The following is a 17,346-nucleotide window of genomic DNA, read 5'->3' on the forward strand; positions in this document are numbered from 1 at the left end:
TATATGCCTCCATGTCTACAAGTTGGGCATGGAGGTTTTTAGTGCACTTTCGGTACATCTTCTATATAATCTACAGGAGGTGTAATAACATGAGCAAAGTAATCGAAACTAAACAACAAGTTGTAACTGAAATCGCGGACAAACTTCGCGCTAGTAAATCTACAATCGTTGTTGACTACCGTGGTTTAACAGTTTCTGAAGCAACAGAATTACGTAAGCAATTACGTGAAGCTGGCGTTGAGTTCAAAGTTTACAAAAACTCTCTAACTCGTCGTGCTGCAGAATCTGCTGAAATGGCTGAGTTAAATGAATTCTTAACAGGACCAAACGCAATCGCGTTCAGTAACGAGGATGTAGTTGCTCCTGCGAAAGTATTAAACGACTTCGCTAAAGATCATGAAGCTTTAGAAATTAAAGCGGGCGTAATCGAAGGTAAACTTGTAACACTTGATGAGGTTAAAGCAATCGCTACTCTTCCATCACGTGAAGGCTTACTTTCTATGCTTCTTAGCGTTCTTCAAGCTCCAATCCGTAACCTTGCACTTGCTACTAAAGCAGTTGCAGACCAAAAGGAAGAGCAAGGCGCTTAATTTTTTAAAAGATAATTACGTATTATCGATAAAACAATACAAACCTATTTAAGGGAGGATATTTACAATGACTAAAGAACAAATCATTGAAGCAGTTAAATCTATGACTGTATTAGAACTTAACGACTTAGTAAAAGCTATCGAGGAAGAATTCGGCGTAACTGCTGCTGCTCCTGTAGCTGTTGCTGGTGGCGCTGGAGAAGCTGCTGCTGAGAAAACTGAATTTGATGTGGAACTAACTAGCGCTGGTGCACAAAAAATCAAAGTTATCAAAGTTGTTCGTGAAATCACTGGTCTTGGCTTAAAAGAAGCTAAAGAATTAGTTGACAACACTCCAAAAGTAATCAAAGAAGCTGCTGCTAAAGAAGAAGCTGAAGAAATCAAAGCTAAACTTGAAGAAGTTGGCGCTGCTGTAGAAGTTAAGTAATTAACTTTTGATGCTTTAAAAAAAGCTCGCTCTCATGCGAGCTTTTTTTTTAACTGTAAAGAAAAGAGGTGGCCATATGGCAGACCATTATTTTTCTAACGACCCTTCTAGTAAAAGTGATCGTAAGCGATGGGAGTTTGCCCTTCGTGGATCTCGATTCACTTTCTTATCTGACCATGGGGTGTTCTCGAAAAACGAAGTGGACTTTGGTTCCCGTCTTTTAATTGAAGCGTTTCAAATGCCAGATATTAAAGGTGATATATTAGACGTAGGTTGCGGATACGGTCCTATTGGTTTGTCGTTAGCGAAAGAGTTTCAAGGTCGTGAAGTTCACATGGTGGATGTGAACGAGAGGGCACTTGGGCTTGCGAAAGAAAACGCCGCTAATAACAAAATCGAGAATATACGTATTTTTCAAAGTAGCGTCTATGAAAATGTAGATGGTAAGTATGCTGCTATTCTATCTAACCCTCCAATTCGTGCGGGTAAAGATATCGTACATGAGATTTTAGAAAAAGCTGTGGAGTATTTAGTTCCAGATGGAGAGCTTTGGATTGTTATTCAAAAAAAACAAGGTGCACCGTCTGCGCTAAAAAAACTAGAAGAAGTATTTTCTGAAGTTGAGGTTGTAGAAAAGAAAAAAGGATATTATATCATAAAATCAAAAAAACGTTGACGGTTATTTTTGGCTATGTTAACATTATACAATGCCAATATATGATTTTCTGCGTTGAGAAAGATGTATATTTTTGTTTCTCTTGGAAAAGATAGTAAAATCAGCAGATTATGAAACAGAATGATGGTTTTCTTATAGAAGCCATTTTTCTTTTTTGAGCAGGTAGAAAGACTCAACGTATTTATCTTTAAGAGAAAGAGACTACGCTAATAGCAGTAGTTGTATTTATTTGTGATTTTGCACAAATTTTTTTGTGCATTTATAATACTCATGATTTGAGGGGTGAAGCAGTTGACAGGTCAACTAGTTCAATACGGACGCCACCGCCAACGAAGAAGTTATGCCCGTATTAGTGAAGTATTAGAGTTACCAAATCTTATCGAAATTCAAACCTCTTCTTATCAGTGGTTTCTTGATGAGGGTTTGCGAGAAATGTTCCAAGACATTTCTCCGATTGAAGACTTTACGGGAAATCTATCGCTTGAATTTATCGACTACAGCTTAGGTGAACCTAAATACTCTGTAGACGAATGCAAAGAGCGTGATGTGACGTATGCAGCACCACTTCGTGTAAAAGTGCGTCTAATCAACAAGGAAACTGGTGAAGTAAAAGAACAAGATGTGTTCATGGGAGATTTCCCACTCATGACAGAGACTGGAACATTCGTAATTAACGGTGCAGAACGTGTTATCGTTTCCCAGTTAGTTCGCTCTCCAAGCGTATACTATAGTGGCAAAGTGGATAAAAACGGAAAACGTGGTTTTACTGCTACTGTAATTCCAAACCGCGGAGCTTGGTTAGAGTATGAGACAGATGCTAAGGATGTTGTATATGTGCGTATTGACCGTACGCGTAAACTTCCTGTAACTGTTTTGTTACGCGCATTAGGGTTTGGCTCTGATCAAGAAATCACCGAGCTTTTAGGTGATAACGAATACTTAAGCAACACATTAGAAAAAGACAACACAGATAGCACAGAAAAAGCATTGCTTGAAATTTATGAGCGTCTACGTCCTGGTGAACCACCAACAGTAGAAAATGCTAAGAGCTTACTTGTGTCTCGTTTCTTCGATCCAAAGCGCTACGATTTAGCAAATGTAGGTCGCTATAAGATCAACAAGAAGTTACACATTAAAAACAGATTGTTTAATCAACGTTTAGCTGAAACATTAGTGGATCCAGAAACTGGTGAAATTTTAGCGGCAGAAGGAACAATCTTAGATCGTCGTACACTTGATCGCATTTTACCTTACTTAGAGAAAAACATTGGATTCAAAACAGCGAAACCAATGGGTGGAGTGGTAGAAGGCGATGTTGAGCTGCAATCTATTAAGATTTATGCTCCTGAGTCGGAAGGCGAACGCGTAATTAATGTAATTGGTAATGCAAACATTACTCGTGATGTGAAACACATCACACCAGGTGATATCCTTGCTTCTATCAGTTACTTCTTCAACCTACTATACAAAGTAGGGGATACAGATGATATTGACCATTTAGGAAACCGTCGTCTGCGTTCTGTTGGAGAACTATTACAAAATCAATTCCGTATCGGTCTTTCTCGTATGGAACGTGTTGTTCGTGAGAGAATGTCGATCCAAGATACAAATGCGATTACACCACAGGCACTAATTAATATTCGTCCTGTTATTGCATCTATTAAAGAGTTCTTCGGAAGTTCTCAGTTATCTCAGTTTATGGACCAAACAAACCCATTAGCAGAGTTAACTCACAAACGAAGACTATCTGCATTAGGACCTGGTGGTTTAACGCGTGAGCGCGCAGGCTTTGAAGTGCGTGACGTTCATTACTCTCACTACGGTCGTATGTGTCCGATTGAAACACCAGAGGGACCAAACATCGGTTTGATTAACTCATTATCTTCGTTCGCGAAAGTAAATGAGTTTGGTTTCATTGAAACACCATACCGTCGTGTTGACCCAGAAACTGGTCTTGTAACAGGGCATGTTGATTACTTAACAGCAGATGAAGAAGATAATTATGTTGTAGCCCAAGCGAATATGAAATTATCTGACGAAGGTGAATTCCTAAGTGAAGATATCGTAGCTCGTTTCCGTGGTGAAAACATTGTCACAAATAGAGAACGCATCGACTACATGGATGTATCTCCAAAACAAGTAGTGTCGGCAGCGACAGCTTGTATTCCGTTCTTAGAAAACGATGACTCTAACCGCGCACTTATGGGAGCGAACATGCAACGTCAGGCGGTTCCGTTAATGAATCCGGAATCTCCGATTGTAGGTACAGGTATGGAGTACGTATCAGCAAAAGACTCAGGTGCTGCAGTAATCTGTAAACATCCTGGTGTTGTTGAGCGCGTAGAAGCACGTGAAGTTTGGGTACGTCGCTATGTAGAAGTTGACGGTCAAACAGTAAAAGGCGACTTAGATCGCTACAAAATGCAAAAATTCATTCGTTCTAACCAAGGAACTTGTTACAACCAACGTCCAATCGTAAGTGTTGGAAATGAAGTTGTAAAAGGTGAAATCCTTGCGGATGGTCCTTCTATGGAATTAGGTGAACTAGCACTTGGACGTAACGTGCTTGTTGGCTTCATGACTTGGGACGGTTATAACTACGAGGATGCGATCATCATGAGTGAGCGCCTTGTAAAAGATGATGTGTACACTTCTATTCATATTGAAGAATATGAATCAGAAGCTCGTGATACGAAGCTTGGACCAGAAGAAATTACACGTGACATTCCAAACGTTGGGGAAGACGCATTACGTAACCTTGACGAGCGCGGTATCATTCGCGTTGGTGCTGAAGTAAAAGATGGAGATTTACTTGTTGGTAAAGTAACACCTAAAGGTGTAACAGAATTAACAGCTGAAGAACGTCTATTACATGCTATCTTTGGAGAAAAAGCGCGTGAAGTACGTGATACATCACTACGTGTACCACACGGTGGTGGCGGTATTATCTTAGACGTAAAAGTATTCAACCGTGAAGATGGCGATGAATTGCCACCAGGCGTGAATCAACTTGTACGTGCATATATCGTTCAAAAACGTAAAATTTCTGAAGGTGACAAGATGGCCGGACGTCACGGTAACAAAGGTGTTATTTCTCGTATTTTACCAGAAGAAGATATGCCTTACTTACCAGACGGTACGCCAATCGATATCATGTTAAACCCATTAGGGGTACCATCTCGTATGAATATCGGTCAGGTATTAGAGCTTCATCTTGGTATGGCAGCAAGATACCTTGGCATTCACATTGCAACACCAGTATTCGATGGTGCTCGTGAGGAAGATGTTTGGGGCACAATTGAAGAAGCTGGTATGGCAAATGACGCGAAAACAATCCTGTATGACGGACGTACTGGTGAACCATTCGATAACCGCGTATCTGTTGGTGTCATGTATATGATCAAACTTGCGCACATGGTTGACGATAAACTTCATGCTCGTTCTACTGGACCATACTCACTTGTAACGCAGCAACCTCTTGGAGGTAAAGCTCAGTTCGGTGGACAGCGTTTCGGTGAGATGGAGGTTTGGGCACTTGAAGCTTACGGTGCTGCTTATACTCTTCAAGAAATCTTAACAGTGAAGTCTGATGATGTTGTTGGACGTGTTAAGACTTATGAAGCAATTGTTAAAGGCGAAAATGTTCCAGAACCAGGCGTTCCTGAATCATTCAAAGTATTGATTAAAGAGCTGCAAAGTTTAGGTATGGACGTTAAAATGATGTCTAGCGACGATACAGAAATTGAAATGCGTGATACAGAAGATGACGATGATCATCAATCAGCAGATAAATTGAATGTCGAAGTTGAGACAACTAAGGAATAATTGGGATAACCTGTAGACTAAAAGGGAGGTAGGCCCCTTGATAGATGTAAATAACTTTGAATATATGAAGATTGGACTTGCTTCACCTGACAAGATTCGTTCTTGGTCATACGGTGAAGTTAAGAAACCAGAAACTATTAACTATCGTACGTTAAAGCCTGAAAAAGATGGCTTGTTCTGTGAGCGTATTTTCGGACCACAAAAGGACTGGGAATGTCATTGCGGAAAATACAAACGTGTACGTTATAAAGGTGTAGTTTGTGATCGATGTGGCGTTGAAGTAACGCGTGCAAAAGTACGTCGTGAACGTATGGGTCATATTGAATTAGCTGCTCCTGTATCTCATATTTGGTATTTCAAAGGTATCCCGAGCCGCATGGGACTTGTCTTAGACATGTCCCCTCGCGCGCTTGAAGAAGTAATTTATTTCGCTTCTTATGTTGTAACAGAAAGTGGAGATACACCACTTGATAAGAAGCAATTACTTTCTGAAAAAGAATACCGTGCATATCGTGATCGATATGGTAGCACATTCCAAGCTGCTATGGGTGCAGAAGCAATTAAAAAGCTACTACAAGACATCGATTTAGATAAAGAAGTAGACTTCTTAAAAGAAGAATTAAAAACAGCACAAGGACAACGCCGTACTCGTGCTATTAAACGTCTAGAAGTATTAGAAGCATTCCGTAACTCTGGAAATGAACCGTCTTGGATGATCTTAGATGTTCTACCAGTAATTCCACCAGAACTACGCCCAATGGTACAGTTAGACGGTGGACGTTTTGCTACTTCTGACTTAAACGACTTATACCGTCGTGTAATTAACCGTAACAATCGTTTAAAACGTCTATTGGACTTAGGTGCACCAAGCATCATCGTTCAAAACGAAAAACGTATGTTACAAGAAGCTGTAGACGCATTAATCGATAATGGTCGTCGTGGCCGTCCAGTTACTGGACCAGGTAACCGTCCATTAAAATCACTATCTCACATGCTTAAAGGTAAACAAGGACGTTTCCGTCAAAACTTATTAGGTAAACGTGTTGACTACTCTGGTCGTTCTGTAATCGTTGTAGGACCGAACTTAAAGATGTATCAATGTGGATTACCAAAAGAAATGGCGCTTGAACTGTTCAAACCTTTCGTAATGAAAGAGTTAGTTGAAAAAGGATTAGCACATAACATTAAGAGTGCGAAACGTAAAATCGAGCGTGTACAACCTGAAGTTTGGGACGTTTTAGAGTCTGTGATTAAAGAACATCCAGTACTTCTAAACCGCGCACCAACACTTCACCGTCTTGGTATCCAGGCGTTTGAACCTACATTAGTAGAAGGTCGCGCAATCCGTCTTCACCCACTTGTATGTACTGCATACAACGCGGACTTTGACGGTGACCAAATGGCCGTTCACGTACCTTTATCATCAGAAGCTCAAGCTGAAGCTCGTCTTCTTATGTTAGCGGCACAAAACATCTTGAACCCGAAAGACGGTAAACCAGTTGTTACTCCATCTCAGGATATGGTATTAGGTAACTATTACTTAACACTTGAGCGTGAAGGTGCAATCGGTGAAGGTATGGTCTTCAAAGATGCAAACGAAGCATTGCTTGCATATCAAAATGGATATGTTCATCTTCATACACGTGTTGCAGTAGCTGCAAGTGCAGTAAACAACGCAACATTTACTGAAGAGCAAAAGAGTATGCTTCTATTAACAACAGTTGGTAAATTAATATTTAACGAAATCTTACCAGAGTCGTTCCCTTATATTAATGAACCAACAAATTCAAACCTTGAAAAAGAAACACCAGCGAAATATTTCGTTGAAAAAGGTGCGAACATTAAAGAAATTATTGCTAGTCGCGAAGAAGTGGCGCCATTTAGCAAGAAGATCCTTGGTAACATCATTGCGGAAGTGTTCAAACGTTTCCAAATTACAGAAACGTCTCGCATGCTTGACCGTATGAAAAACTTAGGATTCAAGTACTCTACAAAAGCTGGTATTACAGTTGGGGTATCTGACATTCTTGTATTAGGCGAAAAAGATGAAATTCTCCACGAAGCACAAGCAAAAGTAGATAATGTAATTAAACAATTCCGTCGCGGTTTAATCACGGAAGAAGAACGTTACGATCGCGTTATCTCTATTTGGAGTAATGCAAAAGATGTTATCCAAGGAAAACTGATGAAATCCTTGAATAAACGCAACCCAATCTTCATGATGAGTGACTCAGGTGCCCGTGGTAACGCATCTAACTTTACTCAGCTTGCTGGTATGCGTGGTCTTATGGCCAATCCATCTGGTCGTATCATCGAACTTCCAATCAAATCGAGTTTCCGTGAAGGTTTAACAGTACTTGAGTACTTCATCTCTACGCATGGTGCGCGTAAAGGTCTTGCCGATACAGCACTTAAAACTGCCGATTCTGGTTACTTAACACGTCGTCTTGTTGACGTTGCACAAGATGTAATCGTTCGTGAAGATGATTGTGGAACAGATCGCGGTTTATTAATTGGTGCGATTAAAGAGGGTAATGAAGTTATCGAGTCATTATATGATCGTCTTGTTGGACGTTTTGCAAGAAAAACTGTAAAACATCCTGAAACAGGTGAAGTATTAGTTGCTGAAAATCAATTAATTACTGAAGATATCGCTCATATCGTTGAAAATTCGGGTGTTGAAACTGTAAACATTCGTTCAGCGTTTACGTGTAACACTCGCCACGGTGTATGTAAGAAGTGTTACGGTCGTAACTTAGCAACTGGAACAGACGTAGAAGTAGGAGAAGCGGTAGGTATTATCGCAGCTCAATCTATCGGTGAGCCAGGTACACAGTTAACGATGCGTACATTCCATACAGGTGGGGTTGCCGGAGATGATATCACTCAAGGTTTACCTCGTATCCAAGAGATCTTCGAAGCTCGTAATCCGAAAGGTCAGGCAGTGATCAGTGAAATCGACGGTGTTATCGCAGCGATCAACGACGTTAAAGATCGTCAAGAAGTAGTTGTACAGGGTGAAGTTGAAGCTCGTACGTATGCTATTCCTTACGGTGCTCGTCTGAAAGTAACTCCAGGACAGCCAATTAGCCACGGTAAAGAGTTAACAGAAGGTTCTATTGATCCGAAAGAATTACTAAAAGTAACGGACATTACGGCGGTTCAAGAATACTTATTACGTGAAGTTCAAAAAGTATACCGTATGCAAGGGGTAGAAATTGGTGACAAACACGTAGAAGTAATGGTACGTCAAATGTTACGTAAAGTTCGTGTAAGTGATGCAGGTGAAACGGATGTATTACCAGGAACATTACTAGATATCCATCAGTTCACTGATGCGAATGCTAAGGTCTTACTGCAAGGTAAGCAACCAGCAACAGCTAGACCTGTTCTACTTGGTATTACAAAAGCTTCACTTGAAACAGATTCATTCTTATCTGCAGCATCGTTCCAAGAAACAACTCGTGTCTTAACTGATGCAGCAATTAAGGGTAAACGCGATGAACTTCTAGGATTAAAAGAAAATGTTATTATCGGTAAACTTGTTCCTGCTGGAACAGGTATGAATCGTTATCGCAAAGTGGATCTTGTAAAAACAACACAAGATGACATGAATGTAGAAAACGATGAGGTTTATGTGGAACAGTAAAATTTTCCGGCATAAATTTTGTATAAAAACAATTAATCTTAGTTGACATTGTATGAGTCAAAATGTTACTATAATCAAGGTTGCTCCTGAACGATGCTTTGGAGGATATTTATATGTCTTATCAAAAAGTATCAACTGCTGAAAATGTAGTCGTTGGTCATAAACGCACATTGGAGGCAATCAAAAATGGTACAGTTAAAGAAGTTGTCATCGCAGAGGATGCTGACATGCGGTTAACCCATGCTATCATTCGTGTTGCAATGCAATATAACGTGCCCATAACAAAAGTTGAATCAGTTCGTAAGCTTGGTAAAGCTTCGGGGATTCAAGTGGGAGCTTCAGCAATAGGAATAATAAGTTAAAACTGTTTTTGTGAGGAGAGAGCATTTGCTCTTCCTTGCAAAAACTTTGTTTTCAACTAATAATGAACCACCTGGATATGTGGTCATACAAACATGCGAAGGGAGGATAATCAAATGCCTACTATTAACCAATTAGTGAGAAATGGTCGTACTGATAAAGTATGGAAATCTAAATCACCTGCGTTAAACAAAGGTTTTAACTCTTTAAAGAAAAAATCAACTGATATCTCTGCACCTCAAAAACGTGGTGTATGTACTCGTGTTGGTACAATGACTCCAAAGAAACCTAACTCAGCGTTACGTAAATACGCTCGTGTACGTTTAACAAACGGTATCGAGGTTACAGCTTACATCCCAGGTATCGGTCATAACCTACAAGAGCATAGCGTAGTATTAATTCGCGGTGGTCGTGTAAAGGATTTACCGGGGGTACGTTACCACATCGTTCGTGGTGCGCTTGACACAGCTGGTGTTGACAAACGTATGCAAGGACGTTCTAAATATGGTACTAAGAGACCAAAACCTGCTAAAAAATAATAACTTTAAAATGAAAGGAGGAACTCAATATGCCTCGTAAAGGACCTGTTGCGAAACGTGACGTGTTACCAGATCCAATGTACAATTCGAAGCTAGTAACACGCCTTATCAACAAAATGATGGTTGACGGTAAAAAAGGTAAATCTCAAACAATTCTTTATAATGCGTTCGATATCGTAAACGAACGTACTGGTAAAGAGCCAATGGAAGTATTCGAGCAAGCTCTTAAGAACATCATGCCTGTTCTTGAAGTACGCGCTCGTCGTGTTGGTGGTGCTAACTACCAAGTTCCAGTTGAGGTTCGTCCAGAACGCCGTACAACTTTAGGTCTTCGTTGGTTAGTAAACTACGCTCGTCTTCGTGGTGAAAAAACTATGGAAGAGCGTCTTGCTAACGAAATCTTAGATGCAGCTAACAACGCTGGTGCATCTGTTAAGAAACGTGAAGACACTCATAAAATGGCAGAAGCTAACAAAGCATTTGCTCATTACCGTTGGTAGGATTCAACGTAAAATAAATGTAAGCATAAACCGCTTTATTTGTCGCTTATGGAAGTGTGGAGAGGGAGAATGCCTCTCCCTTTCATCGGGCGCTCGTTTTACATAATGAGAGTACTGGACATACTGACATGTGTAACAATATAAAGTGGCTTTTTTGCTACTTAAAATAAAAAAATACCAATCCATATATGGAAGGAGCAAGACACCAAATGGCAAGAGAGTTCTCTTTAGAAAACACTCGTAATATTGGTATCATGGCTCACATCGATGCTGGTAAAACAACAGCAACTGAGCGTATTCTGTACTACACAGGACGTATTCATAAAATCGGTGAAACTCACGAAGGTGCATCTCAGATGGACTGGATGGAGCAAGAGCAAGAGCGTGGTATCACAATTACTTCTGCTGCAACTACAGCACAATGGAAAGGTCATCGTGTAAACATCATTGATACTCCAGGACACGTAGATTTCACAGTAGAAGTAGAACGTTCTTTACGCGTACTTGATGGCGCTGTAGCAGTACTTGATGCGCAATCTGGTGTAGAACCACAAACAGAAACTGTTTGGCGTCAGGCTACTACTTACGGCGTACCTCGTATCGTATTCGTTAACAAAATGGATAAGATCGGTGCAGATTTCTTATACTCTGTAGGAACAATCCACGATCGTTTACAAGCAAACGCACATCCAATTCAGTTACCAATCGGTGCTGAAGATGAGTTCAATGGTATCATTGACCTTGTTGAAGAGTGTGCTTACATGTACGGTAACGATTTAGGAACAGACATTCAACGTGTTGAAATTCCTGAAGAGCACAAAGAATTAGCTGAAGAATACCGTGGAAAACTTATTGAAGCGGTAGCTGAGCTTGATGAAGAAATGATGATGAAGTACCTAGAAGGTGAAGAAATCACTGTAGAAGAGCTTAAAGCTGGTATCCGTAAGGCTACAACTTCTGTAGAATTCTTCCCAGTAATCTGTGGTTCTGCATTCAAAAACAAAGGTGTTCAAATTCTGTTAGACGCAGTTATCGACTACCTTCCATCTCCACTAGATGTACCTGCTATTAAAGGTACTCTACCGGATACAGATGAAGAAGTAGAACGTAAGTCTAGCGATGAAGAACCATTCGCAGCTTTAGCATTCAAAATCATGACTGACCCTTATGTTGGTAAGTTAACGTTCTTCCGTGTGTACTCTGGTGTGTTAAACTCTGGATCATACGTGAAAAACTCAACTAAAGGTAAGCGTGAGCGTGTAGGTCGTATCCTACAAATGCACGCTAACAGCCGTGAAGAGATTTCAACAGTTTACGCTGGTGATATCGCTGCTGCTGTAGGTTTAAAAGATACTACTACTGGTGATACTCTTTGTGACGAGAAGAGCCTTGTTATCCTTGAGTCTATGGAATTCCCAGAGCCAGTTATCTCTGTAGCTATCGAACCAAAATCTAAAGCTGACCAAGATAAAATGGGTACAGCATTATCTAAGCTTTCTGAAGAAGATCCAACATTCCGTGCTCACACTGACCAAGAAACTGGCCAAACTATCATCGCTGGTATGGGTGAACTTCACCTTGATATCATCGTTGACCGTATGCGTCGTGAATTCAAAGTGGAAGCAAACGTTGGTGCTCCTCAGGTAGCATACCGTGAGACTTTCCGCGCTGCTGCGAAAGTTGAAGGTAAGTTCGCTCGTCAATCTGGTGGTCGTGGACAATTCGGTCACGTTTGGATTGAGTTTGAACCTAACGAAGAAGGTAAAGGATTCGAATTCGAAAACAAGATCGTCGGTGGTGTAGTTCCTCGTGAATACATCCCAGCTGTTGGAGCAGGTCTTGAAGATGCACTTAAAAATGGTGTACTAGCTGGTTATCCACTAGTTGACATTAAAGCTGCATTAGTTGACGGATCTTACCATGATGTCGATTCATCTGAGATGGCGTTCAAAATCGCTGCATCTATGGCACTTAAAGCTGCGGTTTCTAAATGTAGCCCAGTAATTCTTGAGCCAATGATGAAAGTTGAAGTTGTAATTCCTGAAGAGTACATGGGTGACATTATGGGTGACGTAACATCTCGTCGTGGACGTGTAGAAGGTATGGAAGCTCGCGGTAACGCACAAGTTGTTCGCGCTATGGTTCCACTTTCTGAAATGTTCGGTTATGCAACGTCATTACGTTCTAACACTCAAGGACGCGGAACATTCTCTATGGTGTTTGACCACTATGAAGAAGTACCAAAGTCTGTTTCTGAAGAAATTATCAAAAAAAATAAAGGTGAATAATTGATTTTTATCGATTGTTCAAGTATAACTACTTATGTAAGCTTAGAAAGTGGGACGTAAGTTTCACTTTCTAGTCTGAATATAAAATAACCTATATAAACTAAGGAGGAATTTAGAATGGCTAAAGCTAAATTCGAACGTTCTAAACCCCATGTTAACATCGGTACAATCGGCCACGTTGACCATGGTAAAACTACATTAACTGCTGCGATCACTACAGTTCTTGCAAAAGCTGGTGGTGCTGAAGCACGCGGATACGATCAAATCGATGCTGCTCCAGAAGAAAGAGAGCGCGGTATCACAATCTCAACTGCACACGTTGAGTACGAAACTGAAACTCGTCACTATGCACACGTTGACTGCCCAGGTCACGCTGACTATGTTAAAAACATGATCACTGGTGCTGCTCAAATGGACGGCGGTATCTTAGTAGTATCTGCTGCTGATGGCCCAATGCCTCAAACACGTGAGCACATCCTTCTTTCTCGTCAAGTAGGTGTTCCTTACATCGTTGTATTCTTAAACAAATGCGACATGGTAGATGACGAAGAATTATTAGAATTAGTAGAAATGGAAGTTCGCGACCTATTATCTGAATACGGATTCCCAGGCGACGACATTCCTGTAATCAAAGGTTCTGCTCTTAAAGCTCTTCAAGGAGAAGCTGATTGGGAAGCAAAAATCATTGAATTAATGGCTGAAGTTGATGCTTACATCCCAACTCCAGAACGTGAAACTGACAAACCATTCTTAATGCCTGTAGAGGACGTATTCTCTATCACAGGTCGTGGTACAGTTGCTACTGGTCGTGTTGAGCGCGGTATCGTTAAAGTTGGTGACGTAGTAGAAATCATCGGTCTTGCTGAAGAAAATGCTTCTACAACTGTAACTGGTGTAGAGATGTTCCGTAAACTTCTTGACCAAGCTCAAGCTGGAGACAACATCGGTGCTTTACTTCGTGGGGTTGCTCGTGAAGACATCCAACGTGGACAAGTACTTGCAAAAAGCGGTTCTGTAAAAGCTCACGCTAAATTCAAAGCTGAAGTTTTCGTATTATCTAAAGAAGAAGGTGGACGTCACACTCCATTCTTCGCTAACTACCGTCCTCAGTTCTACTTCCGTACAACTGACGTAACTGGTATCATCCAATTACCAGAAGGTACTGAAATGGTAATGCCTGGTGACAACATCGAAATGACTATCGAACTTATCGCTCCAATCGCTATCGAAGAGGGAACTAAATTCTCTATTCGTGAAGGTGGACGTACAGTAGGTTACGGTGTAGTTGCTACTATCGTTGAGTAATCTTAACTGATATAAAAAAACCTAAGGGATTTTCCCTTAGGTTTTTTGTTTGCGTTTATATAAGGGAGAAGAGAGTGTTTTTTTGTTTTGACGAGTTTCTTCTATAGTAATATAAAAACAACAAAAGATAATCCAGAAACTGTAAAATGAATTCTGTTAGATGAAAACTTGAAATTCTTTAAAGTGCCATGTATAATAGCAAAAGTAGAGAAAAGCAGATGCAAACAAAAAGATGCTTGCATCTAGACGAATAACATTGTATAATAGACAATGTTGGTCTTTGACTGCGATGAAGTGGAAGGTTGCTGACACACCCGGCCGCTTTGCCATGGCATGGTGTGGGGAAATTTCCATGGAGAAGGTCTATTTTAGAAATAGGCGAACGAAGGAGGGAAAATAATGGCAAAAGAAAAAATTCGTATCCGTTTAAAAGCTTACGATCACCGTATTCTTGATCAGTCAGCTGAGAAAATTGTAGAAACAGCTAAGCGTTCTGGGGCAACAGTTTCTGGTCCGATCCCATTACCAACTGAAAAAACTGTTTACACAATTCTTCGTGCTGTTCATAAGTACAAAGATTCTCGTGAGCAATTCGAAATGCGCACGCACAAACGTCTAATCGACATCGTGAGTCCTACTCCACAAACAGTAGATTCATTAATGCGTTTAGACTTACCATCTGGTGTAGATATCGAAATCAAACTATAATTTATATAACTTAAAAATGTAGGAGGTGTAACTCATGACCAAAGGAATCTTAGGAAGAAAGATCGGTATGACTCAAGTATTTGCTGAGAACGGTGAGTTAATCCCAGTAACAGTTATCGCTGCTAATCCAAACGTTGTTCTTCAAAAGAAAACAACTGAAACTGATGGCTACAATGCAATCCAGTTAGGATTTGAAGATAAACGTGAAAAGTTAACTAACAAACCTGAACAAGGCCACACTGCTAAAGCATCTACAACTCCTAAGCGCTTCATTCGCGAAATCCGCGATGCAGACGTGGACGGATTAGAGGTTGGTCAAGAGGTAAAAGTTGACGTATTCGCTACAGGTGAAATCGTTGATGTAACAGGAATTTCTAAAGGTAAAGGTTTCCAAGGTGTTATCAAACGCCACGGACAATCTCGCGGACCTATGTCTCATGGTTCTCGCTATCACCGTCGTCCAGGTTCAATGGGCCCAGTTGCTCCGAACCGTGTATTCAAAGGCAAAAAACTTGCTGGACGTATGGGTGGAGACCAAGTTACTATCCAAAACTTAGAAATCGTTCAAGTTGACACTGAGCGCAACTTATTACTAGTAAAAGGTAACGTTCCAGGTGCTAAGAAATCTCTTGTAGTTGTTCAAGGCGCTGTGAAGGTTAGCAAATAATTCACAATAGGAAGGAGGAATTCCAATGCCAAAAGTTACTGTATATAACCAAACTGGTTCACAGGTTGGTGAAATCGAATTAGCTGAAGCTATTTTCGGTATCGAACCAAATGAAGCTGTACTTTTCGAAGCTGTAATGATGCAACGTGCATCTTTACGTCAAGGTACACACAAAGTAAAAACTCGCTCTGAAGTTCGCGGTGGTGGTCGTAAACCATGGCGTCAAAAAGGAACTGGACGTGCTCGTCAAGGGTCTATCCGCTCTCCTCAATGGCGTGGTGGTGGTACGGTATTCGGACCTACACCAAGAAGCTATGCGTACAAACTTCCTAAGAAAGTTCGTCGTTTAGCAATCAAATCTGCATTAGCTACTAAAGTAGTTGAGAACAACATTGTAGTTCTTGAAGACCTAGTGTTAAATGCACCAAAAACAAAAGATATGCTAGCAGTACTTAAAGGATTAACTGTTGAGAAGAAAGCTCTTATCGTAACTGCTGATGCAAACGAATCTGTAGAGTTATCTGCTCGCAATATCCCTGGAGTAACAGTAATCACTGCTGATGGCGTAAACGTTTTAGACGTGCTTCATCATGATAAGCTAATCATGACAAAAGCGGCAGTGGAAAAAGTAGAGGAGGTGCTTGCATAATGAGAGATCCTCGTGATATCATTAAGCGCCCAGTTATCACTGAACGTTCTATGGAAATGATGGCTGAAAAAAAATACACGTTCGATGTGGACGTTAAATCTAATAAAACAGAAGTTAAAGATGCTCTTGAAGCGATCTTTGGTGTTAAAGTAGAAAAAGTGAACATCATGAACTACAAGCCGAAAGCAAAACGCGTTGGTCGTCACGCTGGTTTTACTAGCCGTCGTCGTAAAGCAATCGTTAAGCTAACTGCTGACAGCAAAGAAATCGAAATCTTCCAAGGCGTTTAATTCTTACTAAAGAAGGAGGGAAATTGAGATGGGAATCAAAAAGTATAATCCAACTACTAACGGTCGTCGTAATATGACTACGAATGATTTCGCTGAAATCACGACTGATAGACCCGAAAAGTCATTACTTGCTCCTTTAAGCAAGAAGGCTGGTCGTAATAACCAAGGTAAAATCACTGTACGTCATCAAGGTGGCGGACATAAGCGTCAATACCGTATCATCGACTTTAAGCGTAACAAAGATGGAATTCCAGGACGCGTTGCTACGATCGAATACGATCCAAACCGCTCTGCGAATATCGCATTAATTAACTACGTTGACGGTGAAAAACGTTACATTCTTGCTCCTAAATCTTTAGAAGTAGGTATGGAAGTTATGTCTGGCCCAGAAGCTGACATTAAAATCGGTAACGCATTACCATTAATCAACATTCCAGTAGGTACTGTTGTTCATAACATCGAGCTTAAGCCTGGTCGTGGCGGACAATTAGTTCGTTCTGCTGGTACATCTGCTCAAGTACTTGGTAAAGAAGGTAAATACGTACTTGTACGTTTAACTTCTGGTGAAGTACGTCTTGTATTATCTGCTTGTCGCGCTTCAATCGGTCAAGTAGGTAACGAACAACACGAACTTATCAAAATCGGTAAAGCAGGTCGCTCTCGCTGGTTAGGTAAACGCCCAACAGTTCGTGGTTCTGTAATGAACCCGGTTGATCACCCACACGGTGGTGGTGAAGGACGTTCTCCAATCGGACGTAAGTCTCCAATGTCTCCATGGGGTAAACCAACTCTTGGATTCAAGACTCGTAAGAAAAACAAAGCGTCTGACAAATTCATCGTTCGTCGTCGTAAAAAATAATGGGATTGTAGTAC

The 17,346-nt window shown here is 40.7% G+C and carries 15 protein-coding genes and 1 other annotated feature (1 of these 16 running past the window's edge); all 15 genes read left to right on the forward strand.

Features of this window, described 5'->3' with window-relative positions; genetic code table 11:
* Positions 1 to 50: a sequence feature (ribosomal protein L10 leader region), on the forward strand; it begins 95 nt to the left of the window's first position.
* A 39-nt stretch (positions 51 to 89) separates the two neighbouring features.
* The 15 genes from rplJ to rplB all read left to right on the forward strand — a co-directional run bounded on the left by rplJ (position 90) and on the right by rplB (position 17,332).
* Positions 90 to 590, forward strand: coding sequence for a 50S ribosomal protein L10 (gene rplJ / locus HMPREF1014_RS28085; protein ID WP_000048716.1), 501 nt, complete (start codon positions 90 to 92; stop codon positions 588 to 590).
* A 67-nt stretch (positions 591 to 657) separates the two neighbouring features.
* Positions 658 to 1,017: a 50S ribosomal protein L7/L12 gene (rplL, locus tag HMPREF1014_RS28090; RefSeq protein ID WP_000159736.1), complete on the forward strand. Its 360-nt coding sequence runs from the start codon at positions 658 to 660 to the stop codon at positions 1,015 to 1,017.
* Positions 1,018 to 1,093: 76 nt separating this feature from the next.
* Positions 1,094 to 1,693, forward strand: a complete 600-nt coding sequence (locus HMPREF1014_RS28095; protein WP_000763262.1) for a class I SAM-dependent methyltransferase — start codon at positions 1,094 to 1,096, stop codon at positions 1,691 to 1,693.
* Positions 1,694 to 1,984: 291 nt separating this feature from the next.
* Positions 1,985 to 5,518, forward strand: coding sequence for a DNA-directed RNA polymerase subunit beta (gene rpoB / locus HMPREF1014_RS28100; protein ID WP_000147553.1), 3,534 nt, complete (start codon positions 1,985 to 1,987; stop codon positions 5,516 to 5,518).
* 37 nt (positions 5,519 to 5,555) lie between these two features.
* Positions 5,556 to 9,167 (forward strand): DNA-directed RNA polymerase subunit beta', encoded by a 3,612-nt coding sequence (gene rpoC / locus HMPREF1014_RS28105; RefSeq protein WP_000567939.1) that lies wholly within the window; start codon positions 5,556 to 5,558, stop codon positions 9,165 to 9,167.
* Positions 9,168 to 9,280: 113 nt separating this feature from the next.
* Positions 9,281 to 9,529 (forward strand): 50S ribosomal protein L7ae-like protein, encoded by a 249-nt coding sequence (locus HMPREF1014_RS28110; protein ID WP_000121837.1) that lies wholly within the window; start codon positions 9,281 to 9,283, stop codon positions 9,527 to 9,529.
* 114 nt (positions 9,530 to 9,643) lie between these two features.
* A complete protein-coding gene (gene rpsL / locus HMPREF1014_RS28115; protein WP_001142341.1) occupies positions 9,644 to 10,066 on the forward strand; it encodes a 30S ribosomal protein S12 in 423 nt (140 codons plus the stop codon).
* A gap of 29 nt (positions 10,067 to 10,095) precedes the next feature.
* Positions 10,096 to 10,566, forward strand: coding sequence for a 30S ribosomal protein S7 (gene rpsG, locus HMPREF1014_RS28120; protein WP_001137491.1), 471 nt, complete (start codon positions 10,096 to 10,098; stop codon positions 10,564 to 10,566).
* A 209-nt stretch (positions 10,567 to 10,775) separates the two neighbouring features.
* Positions 10,776 to 12,854, forward strand: a complete 2,079-nt coding sequence (fusA, locus tag HMPREF1014_RS28125; RefSeq protein WP_000090370.1) for an elongation factor G — start codon at positions 10,776 to 10,778, stop codon at positions 12,852 to 12,854.
* Between the two features lie 117 nt (positions 12,855 to 12,971).
* Complete coding sequence (tuf, locus tag HMPREF1014_RS28130; RefSeq protein WP_001029614.1) at positions 12,972 to 14,159, forward strand: elongation factor Tu; 1,188 nt, start codon at positions 12,972 to 12,974, stop codon at positions 14,157 to 14,159.
* Positions 14,160 to 14,558: 399 nt separating this feature from the next.
* On the forward strand, positions 14,559 to 14,867 hold the full coding sequence (gene rpsJ, locus HMPREF1014_RS28135; protein ID WP_001040596.1) for a 30S ribosomal protein S10: 309 nt from the start codon (positions 14,559 to 14,561) through the stop codon (positions 14,865 to 14,867).
* Between the two features lie 34 nt (positions 14,868 to 14,901).
* Positions 14,902 to 15,534: a 50S ribosomal protein L3 gene (rplC, locus tag HMPREF1014_RS28140; protein WP_000160207.1), complete on the forward strand. Its 633-nt coding sequence runs from the start codon at positions 14,902 to 14,904 to the stop codon at positions 15,532 to 15,534.
* Between the two features lie 25 nt (positions 15,535 to 15,559).
* Positions 15,560 to 16,183: a 50S ribosomal protein L4 gene (rplD, locus tag HMPREF1014_RS28145; protein WP_001127258.1), complete on the forward strand. Its 624-nt coding sequence runs from the start codon at positions 15,560 to 15,562 to the stop codon at positions 16,181 to 16,183.
* Positions 16,183 to 16,473, forward strand: a complete 291-nt coding sequence (rplW, locus tag HMPREF1014_RS28150) for a 50S ribosomal protein L23 (RefSeq protein WP_001205558.1) — start codon at positions 16,183 to 16,185, stop codon at positions 16,471 to 16,473. The genes rplD and rplW overlap by 1 nt, the downstream gene beginning before the upstream one ends.
* A 28-nt stretch (positions 16,474 to 16,501) precedes the next feature.
* Positions 16,502 to 17,332: a 50S ribosomal protein L2 gene (gene rplB, locus HMPREF1014_RS28155; protein WP_000511583.1), complete on the forward strand. Its 831-nt coding sequence runs from the start codon at positions 16,502 to 16,504 to the stop codon at positions 17,330 to 17,332.
* Positions 17,333 to 17,346 lie beyond the last annotated feature (14 nt).

Origin of the sequence: Bacillus sp. 7_6_55CFAA_CT2, from assembly GCF_000238655.1 — a bacterium.
GTDB classification, from domain to species: Bacteria; Bacillota; Bacilli; order Bacillales; family Bacillaceae_G; genus Bacillus_A; species Bacillus_A cereus.